This is a genomic window from Adlercreutzia wanghongyangiae (genome assembly GCF_035989245.1).
GTDB lineage: Bacteria > Actinomycetota > Coriobacteriia > Coriobacteriales > Eggerthellaceae > Adlercreutzia > Adlercreutzia wanghongyangiae.
Map to the genome: position 1 here is coordinate 180,953 of NZ_JAYMFF010000014.1, position 7,855 is coordinate 188,807.

A 7,855-nucleotide genomic window follows, 5' to 3' on the forward strand; every position below is an offset into this window, starting at 1 on the left:
CGCAGCGCGCCCAGTGCCGGCGCGCACGCTCTTCCTTTTCCGCTAGGATACTACAGCGCGCCCCTGGGCCAAGGTGGCTTCCGCCGAATCGACCACGGCGGCCCCTAGCTGGACGATCTTCTCGCGCAGATCGGGATGGGCGCGGAACACGAAGGCCCGGCCCTCCTGCTCGCGCACCAAATACCCCTCGCGCTCCAGCCCCAGGAAATCGGCCCGCGCCGTTCCGTAGGCGATGCGGAAGGTGCGCTGGTGCGGCGCGATGCGCAAAATAGCCCCGGGCTCGCGGCACAGAGCCGCCAAAATGGACTTCTGCCGCGGATTGATATGCGATTCGAAAATGCGCTCGATCTGCTCGTTCAGCTGCTCCAGATAGGTGATGGACACCGCCAGCCGCTCCAACTCGCGCAGGTAAAGCCGCACATTCATCTCGAAATAGGGGGTGAAATCGAAGCCGAAACCGTAGTCGGTGGACCAGTGCTCGAACACCGCCCGGTAACGAGCCTCGTCCACCGGCGCATCCTCCAGACCGGGGTCGAAGCCCTCGGGCAGCCAGCTGAGCACCGGCAGCCCCCACTTCAGGGCCAGAATGTTCCGCAGCAACAGCCCCACCAGCACATTCAGGCGCGGCAGCACGTTGAAGTGACGGAAGAACCAGCTGATGTTGATGATGCGCAGCACCGGTCCGAAGCGCATGTCGTCGCCCTCTTCCCGCGCACGCTGGCATACCAGATCCATCAGCACCTGCGAATGCGGCGGGGCCATGCGCGCATCCAGAGGCGCCAGGGGCCGCTCGGGCAAGGCGGCGGCATCCACTCCCTCGATCAGCCCGTAGTACAGATTCTCGATCAGCCCGTGGGTCACCTCGCGCCGCGCGAAGTTGTCGCATTCGTTCGACAGGCGAAAGTAGTTGGCGATAAGCTGGTCGATGGGACCGGCCGGCGCGGCGCCCGTGAACAGCTCGTGCACGCGGTCCTCGTTCGCCGTTATGCCCTCGGCCCGCAAGCCACCCACCAGCGTGCGCTCAATGAACCGCGTTACGAACGGCGAGCCCTGCATATCGCGCAGCGAGCGTTCCAGCGACGACTCTATCTTCGTGCGCACTTCCAGCATCTCGGCATTGAACGACAGCGAGCTGGTGGTAACCATCCACATGTCGGCTTCACGCTCTGGATCATCGGGAATGAACACGGCCGCCTGTTTGCGAATGGCGATGAGAATGCGCCAGATATCTTCCTTGGAATATCCGTCGGGCAAGGTGAAGTTATCCAGATCGTCGAACAGCAGAATGCCCACATCCACCGCCGTGCGCAACTCGTAGAACACCGGATGGCACATGAAATCAACGACCTCGTCCACCGCCAGGGGCGATCGCTTCCCCGTCTTTGCCACAGCGTCCCTCCTCTGCTCCGCAACACCTCGGCACCTCGAAGAGGCACCTGTCACCTTTCGCCAATTCTATTATCAGCTTTTGTCTTAGTAAATATCAAAAACTAATCTTATTACTATCAACAATTGTCTTGCTTACTATTAAATATTTAGATATTGATAGCAATGAGCTCCAAGCGTATAGTAAAGTCATCGAAGCGAACACCCCGTGAAGGAGGCCCGAAATGAGCGACTGGCCCGTTATCATCCGCTAACACGCAGGGCGCCAACCGCCCGCCAACATTGTTCCTGTGCTATTCCCACAGGGAATCTGAAGTGAGAACCCCGCCGCAAGCCCTTAACCACGCGACGGGGTTTCTTGCGTCTGCCCCCTTGGCTCCACTCCTCCGTTCGTCTCTGTTCATTCGATCTCGTAAGACTCCGCAAGATCGATCAATTCTTGCTGCGAATGCACGCCGAGTTTGGCGTAAATATTCTTGGTGTGAAAGCGCGCCGTATTCAAGGAAATGACCAGCTTTTCGCGGATGATGCCCACCGTTCGTCCTTGGGCAAGCAGAGCAAACACCTCGGTCTCTCGCGGAGTAAGGCCATATTCAACAGCCACCGAGGCATACCGCGCATCCCTACCGTCGTCTCGCCCGTCCGCATCCGCGCTCTTTTCCGCCGCACCATCACTCGGGGCCTTCGCCCACCCAGAGGAGCGGCCATCCAACGGTTCTTCCTCTCCATCCGCCATCGAGGAGACAGTTGTGTCGCCCTCCCCACCGAGGCTCTTTCCCCCGTCAAAAGCGCGCAAGGGCTCCGGTATTCGTATAGAGCCGATGATCTCGACGAAACTCACGTTTTTCAGCACAAGAAAGCAGAAGGTGATGAACACGAGCGCACTCGCAAAACTTGCCCACACGAGCGCCAACTCGGTCCAACCCAGCAGTTCCATGGCGCTATTGCCGAGCACGGCGCCCACTCCCACCCCCGACCAATAGAGAGCCAACATAAGGGCAGCGGTCGGCAGCGCCGTCACCCGATTTCGACCGGCGATACTGCCCACAAGCAGTACGAGCAGCAGATTAAAGCACGATGCCCCCGCCTCGATGAGCGTGTTCGACACCGAGACAATACCGCCCGAAACAGCCTGATCGTTCGGCTGCAAAAACATACCCGCGATAATGAGCAGCGCGCACAAAGCGAACAGACCATCGGCATTGGGCATACTGCGGCGAGCAAGATACACCAGCAAAATCACTGCCAAAGGCATAAAGGTCAAAGGCAGTGCGGGAGCGTCGTTGAAGGGCCCTGGCAACGTTATCACCAAACCCTGCGCAACACTGAACACAAAGACCGTCACGAACAGTAAGTGATTTGCGGGCAGGAACGACTGGGGGTTAACCACCGCCATTTCCGCCTGAGGCTCCGATTTTCGGGCCTCGTGCAAAGGGCGCTTGGCAAGGGGCCACGCACAGAGGAGGAGAATCACGAAGCAGACGGCGTTCGCGGCCACGGCATAGGTTGCCCCAAGAGCGTTCGCCCATGGCTGCAGCAGATACGCCGTCAAGCACGCTCCCATAGCCACCGCAGGTCGACGCGTTGCCCCCAATTGCGCGAAAGCGACATAGGCGATAACGAACAGCCACGCCTCCGCCAAGGAGTCCAACAGCGAACCGACAAGCAGCAAACTTGGACTGGAGAGAACAAGGCCCTGACCATCCAGAAGCAAGTAGCCCGCCACCGCAGCAAGAGCCACCCCATTGAAAAGGCGGGGCCGCAAGTATATCGGACGATAACGAGCCACCGCCACCAGCACCGCCAGCACTCCTACGCCAAACAGCGTTGCCCATTCGCGCACCCAGGGATCAACGACGGCCACTGCGGGGTAAATGCTCCCGTTGGTGGCAAGAAAACTAAACAGGGCGCAGGCGAGAGCGACCGCTACGCGCACGGAAGGCCAAAGACTGTCCGGTGTGTCCTCACGCCGCCCCCGACTTTCTTGCTGCGTTTCATCCCCCATTTGTCCCGCCCCTTCCCTGCTTACCGTGTTCGGGAAATGCTACCACGATGCGTCCCATCACGCCCCACATTCTGAATGTGGGGCTCCCCTTCTTGTAATGAGGCGGCGTATATCGAAAAACCGTCCTCCCGATGTGGGGCGCTTCGAGCCGTGGGAGCCTATGGTTGCTGTCAGAGAAATATTCACCGTATGATCGCCCCCCAGGCGACCACGAAGAAGGAGGATCCGATCATGATCGACTCATCCGGACTTTCCCGCCGCGGCTTCCTGCAGGCCGGCATGATAGCCGGCGCCGGCGCGCTCGCGGCCGGGGCGCTTGCCGGCTGCGCGCCGCGCCCCCAACAGGCCCCGCACCCCGAAGCCACCTCCCAAGAGGCACGCGCCCACTGGCTCGGGGAAGAGCCCGTGGTGGCCGACGCCGACATCGTGGCCACCCGTGATACCGACTTCCTCATCATCGGCGCGGGTAACGCGGGCATGATGGCCGCCGGCACGGCCAGCGACTTGGGCCTCGATTTCATCGTGGCCGAGAAGGGCACGAGCGTCGGGGACACCCGCGAGTACGTAGGCGCCATCAACACGAAGTACAGCCTGGAAGTAGCCGATCCGGTCGACGAGATGAAGCTGCTGAACGAGCTGACGCGCTACGCATCGGGCCGCGTGGACCAGCGGGTCATCAAGATGTGGCTCAATGAGGGTCGCGAGATGATCGAGTGGATCACCCCCATCATGGAGGCCAACGGCAAGACGCTCGGCGTCACGCCCATGGAAGCCGACCACCCCGCAGGGGGCACCTACTACTTTGCTCCCACACTCGAGCACTTCTTCAATCCCACCTACGAGTACCCCATGCGCAACGACATCCTGGAATGGCATATTCAAGAGGCGGGCCACGAAGTCGACTACAACTACGACCTCGTGAAGCTCGACCACGACGGCAATCGCGTCACCGGTGCCGTGTTCAGCACGCCGGAGGGCCTCGTGCGCGTGAACGCCGCCAAGGGCACCCTGCTCGCCACGGGCGGCTATGCCGCGAACCCCGAGATGATCCGCGCGAATCTGCCACTCGTGCCAGCCTGCTGCACAGCGGCCAGCTACTCGCTGCGCTGCGACGGCTACGGTCTGCGCGCGGGCCTGTGGGCCGGCGGCGTGAAGGATGTGAACGGCGCGCCGGTGATCTTCGACCGCGGTGCGGTGCCGGCGGGCGTCGACTGCGGCTACGTGGTGGACGCCGACGGCACCGAGCACTTCCCCGGCACGCACTACCAGCTGAACATCGGCAGTCAACCCTTCCTGAAGGTGAACCGCAAAGGCGAGCGCTTCGTCAACGAGTCGCTGCCCTACGACACCCTGTGCAACGCTGCCAGCTACCAGCCCGGCGGCGTGTGGTGCCAGATCTTCGACGGCAACGCCGTGGACGACATCCTGCGCTTCGGCACCACGGGCTGCGCGGCCTACACCACCGCCTTCATGCAGATGGGCATGCCGCTGGACGACTTCATCGCCATGGACGGAGGCACCGGCCTTATGCAGAAGGCCGACTCCCTCGACGAGCTGGCCGACATGCTCGGCTTCGAAGGCGAGGACAAGCAGCGCCTCATGGACACCATCGCGCACTACAACGAGATCGTGGAATCGGGCACCGACACCGACTTCGGCAAGGAGCCGCACCGCCTCTCGAAGATCATTGAGCCGCCCTTCTACGGCTGCTGGTTCGGCGGCTCGCTGCTCACAACACTCGACGGTCTGCGCATCAACGAGGATATGCAGGTGATCACCGCCGACAACCAGGTGATCGAGGGCCTGTACGCCGCCGGCGACGTCTCCGGGTGCTTCTACTCCGACAACTACCCCGAGTACATCGTGGCCTGCGCCTGCGGCCGCACCTGCACCGAGGGGCGCCATGTGGCGCGCCTGCTGGCCGGAGACTTGGACTAACCCGTTACCCTAGAGAAAGGAGCGCCCCCCATGAGCGCCGAGAACCATTCCGCCCCGGCTACCGAGCACGACCCGGTCATCGAGAACACACCGAACGGCCCCGCCCCCAAACGCAAAAGGGCCCGCGCCGCCATTATCGCAGGCGTCGCAGCCGCCATCGTCATCGTGGCCGGAGCCGGTTTCTGGGTCTGGCACGAACAGCCGAGTTTCTGCGGGGCCATCTGCCACACCCCCATGGATAACTACCTGGCCACCTACGAAGCCGATCTGAACGAGCCGACCTGCGACAAATGGGGCAACGAGGTGGAGAATCCCCGCACCATGCTTGCCGCCTACCACGGCAAGCTCGGCAACACCTGCCTCGACTGCCACATTCCCACCCTGAGCGAGCAAATAGGCGAAGGTGGTGCGTGGCTGGCGGGCAACTACACCTTCCCCCTGACCGAGCGCACCGCCAGCGAGCTCACCGAAGCATCGGGACGCGATGCCGACGAGCTGTGCCTGAACGAAACCTGCCACAATCTCACCCGCGACGACCTATACGAAAAGACTGCCGACATGGGCACCTACAATCCCCACTGGGCCCATCACGAGGAACTGGAATGCACCACCTGCCACAAGGCCCACCGCGCCTCGGTCATGTACTGCACCCAGTGCCACGCCCAAGCCGAGGTGCCCGACGGATGGCTCACCATGGGCGAGTCCAACAACCTCGTCGGCGTGAAAGCGCCCAGCGAAACCGCCGAATAGATTCGCAGCAGGAACGCTCTCTTCACCCTGTTTTCCCGCCTTCATGAAGAAAGCCCCGTCACCGGGGCTTTCTTCATGAAGGCTCTGCACATTCGCCGCAAGACTATCTACTTCACGTCCTCCAGCTTTTTGCCCGAGTGGTCGTGGGTGAACAGCATGGCCACCAGGGCGATAAGCGCGATGACCACCATGTACCACGCCGGAGCGATGTCGTTGCCGGTGATGCTGATCAGCCAGAACGAGATGAACGAGGCCGAGCCGCCGAAGATGGCGTTGGCCAGGTTGAACGACAGCGCGAAACCCGAGTAGCGCACATCGGTGGGGAACGTCTCGGTCAGATAGCTGGCCAGCGTGCCGTCGTTGATGGTGAGGATGAGGCACATCACCAGCTCCACCAGCAGAATAACCCAGAAGTTCATGGAACCTAGCAGAATGAACGCGGGCACCGTGAACACGATAAAGCCCACGCAGGCGCCGATGAGCATCTTCTTGCGACCGAAACGGTCGGAAATACGACCCGACAAGAAGATGAATCCAATGTAGACGATCAACACAATGGTGGTGATCGTAGAGGCATCGCCCGGATTGTACTGCAGCACCGTCTCCAGGTAGTTCGGCAGGTACGTGAGCACGGCGTAGAAGCCCACGGCGTTCAGCACGCAGGCGCCGAACGAAATGACCAGCACCTTGAAATGCTTCTTGAACAGGGTGCGGATGGGATGCTCCACTTCCTCGCCCGCCGCCTTCAAGCGATCCTGCATGTCGGCGTACACCGGGGAATCTTCCAGATGAGTACGGATGTAGTGGGTGATGTAGCCCAGGGGAAGCGCCAGCCAGAACGGAATGCGCCAGCCCCAATCAATCACGAACGACGACTCGGCGCCCCAGGTGTTGAACATGAAGGTGGCCAGCAGAGAACCCACCAGCAGGCCCGTGGCCGTAGAAGCCGGCACCATGGAGCAGTAGAAGCCGCGATGGTTCTTCGGTGCGTACTCGGCAATGAACGTAGCCGCGCCGGCATACTCGCCAGCAGCCGAGAACGACTGCACCATGCGCAGCACCAGCAGCAGCAACGGCGCGCCAACGCCGATCATGGCGTAACCGGGCAGGCAGCCGATGAGGAAGGTGGCGCCGCTCATCAGCAGAATGGACACCGACAGCGCCCATTTGCGCCCCTTCTTGTCGCCCATATTGCCCCAGAAGATGGCGCCGATGGGCCGCACCAAGAACGACAGGGCGAACACGGCGAAGGCGCTCATCACGCCGACGAACCGGTCCTCCGCCGGGAAGAACACCAGTGCGATAACGGTGGCCAGATAGGAATAGCTTGCGTAATCAAACCATTCGATGAAGTTACCGAGGAACGAAGAGCCGGTCACCTTGCGTAAAACCGCATGCTTCTCTGCTTCGGTAGCGTCAGCGAATGTGGTGGACTTAACCGGGGTTTTAGCACTCATGGAAATCACCCGATCCCCTATAGGGAGAAAGACAGACGGTCATGGCTTCTCCTTTCAATAATGCCCTGACTTAGCTTTACACCTTACCACATCAGGCCTTTTGTGCAGACGAGAAAGCGCAATTAGTCATCTGCACAAAAATGCGGGCATTTCGCTCAGCGATAGCATCTCCTCCTCGTGCAACAAAAAAGGAACCCGCCGAAGCGGGTTCCTCGCAAACGCTTATGCGCAGGATAGGCGCGGAATTTACTTCCACATCTCGGGGCGCACGAGGGTGGGATCCTCGACGCGGTTCGGGAAGTAGTCCAGGCACTCGCCC

General features: G+C 61.2%; 5 protein-coding genes. 2 read left to right on the forward strand and 3 right to left on the reverse strand.

The window, feature by feature from the left end:
- Positions 1-42: 42 nt before the first annotated feature.
- Both VIN30_RS07960 and VIN30_RS07965 read right to left on the reverse strand, forming a co-directional pair.
- Positions 43-1,389 (reverse strand): hypothetical protein, encoded by a 1,347-nt coding sequence (locus VIN30_RS07960; protein ID WP_338210665.1) that lies wholly within the window; start codon positions 1,387-1,389, stop codon positions 43-45.
- Between the two features lie 397 nt (positions 1,390-1,786).
- Positions 1,787-3,391: a LuxR C-terminal-related transcriptional regulator gene (locus VIN30_RS07965; protein ID WP_338210668.1), complete on the reverse strand. Its 1,605-nt coding sequence runs from the start codon at positions 3,389-3,391 to the stop codon at positions 1,787-1,789.
- Between the two features lie 231 nt (positions 3,392-3,622).
- On the opposite strand from VIN30_RS07965, the gene VIN30_RS07970 reads away from it, so the two are divergent.
- Both VIN30_RS07970 and cgr1 read left to right on the forward strand, forming a co-directional pair.
- A complete protein-coding gene (locus tag VIN30_RS07970) occupies positions 3,623-5,329 on the forward strand; it encodes an FAD-binding protein (RefSeq protein ID WP_326426545.1) in 1,707 nt (568 codons plus the stop codon).
- 30 nt (positions 5,330-5,359) lie between these two features.
- Complete coding sequence (cgr1, locus tag VIN30_RS07975; protein ID WP_338210670.1) at positions 5,360-6,079, forward strand: cytochrome c-type protein Cgr1; 720 nt, start codon at positions 5,360-5,362, stop codon at positions 6,077-6,079.
- 107 nt (positions 6,080-6,186) lie between these two features.
- Here cgr1 and VIN30_RS07980 read toward each other — a convergent pair whose 3' ends face one another.
- Positions 6,187-7,536, reverse strand: coding sequence for an MFS transporter (locus VIN30_RS07980; RefSeq protein WP_338210672.1), 1,350 nt, complete (start codon positions 7,534-7,536; stop codon positions 6,187-6,189).
- Between the last annotated feature and the right edge of the window lie 319 nt (positions 7,537-7,855).

What these genes read in the sequence shown, in the direction of transcription:
- VIN30_RS07965 (WP_338210668.1), bottom strand. Translation starts at nt 3,391, where the DNA reads ATGGGGGATGAAACGCAGCAAGAAAGTCGGGGGCGGCGTGAGGACACA.
- VIN30_RS07970 (WP_326426545.1), top strand. Translation starts at nt 3,623, where the DNA reads ATGATCGACTCATCCGGACTTTCCCGCCGCGGCTTCCTGCAGGCCGGC.
- cgr1 (WP_338210670.1), top strand. Translation starts at nt 5,360, where the DNA reads ATGAGCGCCGAGAACCATTCCGCCCCGGCTACCGAGCACGACCCGGTC.
- VIN30_RS07980 (WP_338210672.1), bottom strand. Translation starts at nt 7,536, where the DNA reads ATGAGTGCTAAAACCCCGGTTAAGTCCACCACATTCGCTGACGCTACC.